Source organism: Clostridium thermopalmarium DSM 5974, from assembly GCF_002995795.1.
In the GTDB taxonomy this organism is placed as follows: Bacteria; Bacillota; Clostridia; order Clostridiales; family Clostridiaceae; genus Clostridium_H; species Clostridium_H thermopalmarium.
Window position 1 is genome coordinate 1 of record NZ_PVXN01000014.1, and the last position, 3032, is coordinate 3032.

The 3032-nt window shown below is 24.4% G+C and carries 2 protein-coding genes; both read left to right on the top strand.

The annotated features are described in order from the left end of the window. Positions 1 to 646, top strand: a 646-nt coding sequence (locus CPAL_RS04260) for a transposase (RefSeq protein WP_146126575.1), incomplete at its 5' end; no start/stop codon positions are given. A 197-nt stretch (positions 647 to 843) separates the two neighbouring features. Beyond that, the gene (locus CPAL_RS04265; RefSeq protein ID WP_106024144.1) at positions 844 to 2931 is read left to right on the top strand and encodes a glycosyltransferase; all 2088 of its coding nucleotides are present in this window, start codon (positions 844 to 846) and stop codon (positions 2929 to 2931) included. Positions 2932 to 3032: the final 101 nt, after the last annotated feature.

Sequence of the window (3032 nt, forward strand, 5' to 3'; positions counted from 1 at the left end):
TAATGGAATAGAATATGTTGTTAAATGTAAAATGTATTCTACTGTTAAAATGATAATAGATTTTATAAATAATAATTCAAAGGATTATATATGGCACGATATAAGTTCTACTTTATCTGTTACAGAAATTACAGTTCCATTGCCTAAATGGCAAAGAGCAAGAAGATTTGTTATAATAAGAGAAAAATTTATTCCAAAAGATATAAATCAATTAATGTTCGAAGAATGTAAATATAAATATCAAGCAATAGTAACAAATATAGATTATTTAACACCTGAAGAAATATTTCAAGATTATAATCAACGATGTGATGTTGAAAATAATATAGACGAAATAAAAGAAGGCTACGCCTTTAGCGAAAATAGTTTAGTAAATCATAAATGCAATGAATTGTACCTTTTAATAAAAATGATAGCATATAACATTCATAACTGGTTTAAACAAGCAATCATGCCTAAGGAAATACAACATCATGAAATTAGTACATTAAGGAGAATATTTTATAGAGTTTGTGGTAATGTTTGTGGTAGCAAATATTATAGATATTTAAGTTTTTCAAACAACTGCTTATTAGAAAAAATCATTACTTATATTCAAAAGCAAATAAATGTTTTTAGTAGAAAGATGATAGCAGTATACACTTAATAGTAAAATTAAAAAATAAATTACCTTAAAAATCCAAATATTATTTGGGTTTATTAAGTATACTTAAAAACAGACCTGACGGTCTAAAATAACATACCAAATGCAATTTTATTCATAATGAAAATAAAAATGGCAAGCGAAAACTTTTTTTAAATTCACTTGCCGAATTCAAGTTTAAAGAAAAAGAATATAAAAAGTTGATTAAATTATACGAAACTTATATTACACCTGAAAATTATTCTATTTTTAATTATTATATAAAAACGAATTTAAAGGATTTATCTGAAGAAGATAAAAAGATTCTAATGAATAATTTTATGAATTCAAGTGTTAATACAGAATATTTAAACATTTTAGATAAATCTAGCTTAAATATGATAAAGAGTGAGCCAAATAAAATATTACACCTAATAGATAAATTTGATATTGAAAATATAGATACTAGTGGAGCAAAAATCATTCTAGAACTTATATTACCGATAATAAAAGAAAATAATTATTTTAAATATGGTAGTATCATTGAACTTAAAAGTTTTAAGAGATGTGTTAAATTTGTTTTAAATAGAACTTTGAACTTAAAAGAATTTGATAGATTTAGTAATGAAGAACTTCTAAGCTTATTAGATAAGTATTTAGATATCTGTGTGCATTTGATAACCATAGGCAATAAGGAAGCTTTACATGGAAATGAATATAGATTTTGTAAATGTATTATTAAAGCTTTTGAAGAATTGCAAAATAAAAACTTAATTTCTGCAGTAAAATTTATTCGAGATGGTGTAAAAGAAGACAGTGTGATGGCTAGACCTATGCGGTTATTTATAGATAAAATTCAGAAAGATAATGGAATAGATACTCAAAGCTATGAAAGTGAGATTAATATTATGAATAATGAAATGAATATATATTCAAAAAAAGTAAAGAGAAATATTGAAGAATTAATTACTAAGGGCTCATTAGACGAGGCATTTAATTTAATACAAGAATATATAGAAATATTACCAGATGATGTAGAAGTTTATTCTATGAAAGCTGTTATATTGGTAATGCAAAATAAGTTATTAGAGGCAAAACTAGTTTTAGAAAAAGGACTTAAGATTGATAAGAATAACTTTGATTTGCTATATAATTTAGCTTATGTTTATGAAAATTTAAGTGAGTTCAATAATTCTCTAAGAACGTATATAAAAGCAATAGAAAACTGCAATGATAAAGACATGATTAATGAAATAAATAATATAATAAATAAAATAAAAGATGAACATAAAGACGAAATTAAACAAAGAATTGTGTTTTTTGTTAAAGAAGGAATGGATAGTTTTATAAATGATATTATTAGTGGACTTTCACAAGAATTTGAAGTTAAAAAGGTTATTACAGTAAACGACACTCAAATTGATGAAGGAATGGAATGGGCAGATATATGTTGGTTCGAGTGGTGTGATGAACTAATTGTTTATGGAAGTAATTTAGCTAAAAAACATGATAAAAAAATAATTTGCAGAATACACGGATACGAGGTATACACGAATTATATTAGGCAAGTAAATTGGAAGAATGTTGACCAGCTTATTATTGTAGCTCCACATATAAGAAGAATATTTGAAGAAAATACAAAAGATATTGATAAAGGAAACCTTAAAATTAACACGGTTTTTTGTGGAGTGAATGTTGACAAATATAAATTTGAAAAAAGGACTAAAGGTTTCAATCTTGGGTATTTAGGCTATATAAACTTTAAAAAAAATATACCACTTACTTTAGATATTTTTAAGAAACTTCACGATATAGATAACAGATATAAATTACATATAGCTGGAAGATTTCAGGATGATAGAACACTATCATATTTAATATACTTCATAAAAGAGCATAATTTAGAAAATTCGTTTAAATTTTATGGATGGCTAGATGAGAATGAAAAAATTGAGTGGTTTAAGAATATAGATTATATGATTATTTCAAGTATTGACGAAGGTTTATGTTATGCAGCAGCTGAGAGCATGTGTAGTGGAATAAAGCCTATACTACACAATTGCGAAGGCATAAAGGATCATTATGATAAAAAATATATTTTTGATACATTAGATGAAGCAGTAGAAATGATAGTTTCAAATGAATATTACTCATCTGAATATAGAAATTTTATAAAGAATAAGTATTCATTAAAAAAGGAATTAGAGAATATAAAAACAATATTGAATGATCTATTTAAAAAGAAAGATGAAAATAGCATTAAAATAATAAATAATGTAAATGCAGAAGTTTCGCAGATTAAAAAATAAATAGGGCGTAGCCCCTTGATATGTAATGGTTTAGATGAATAATAATTGAAATATGTAAATTCCGATTTTTACTGGAAAAAATTTAGGGTTTAAAAATGAAA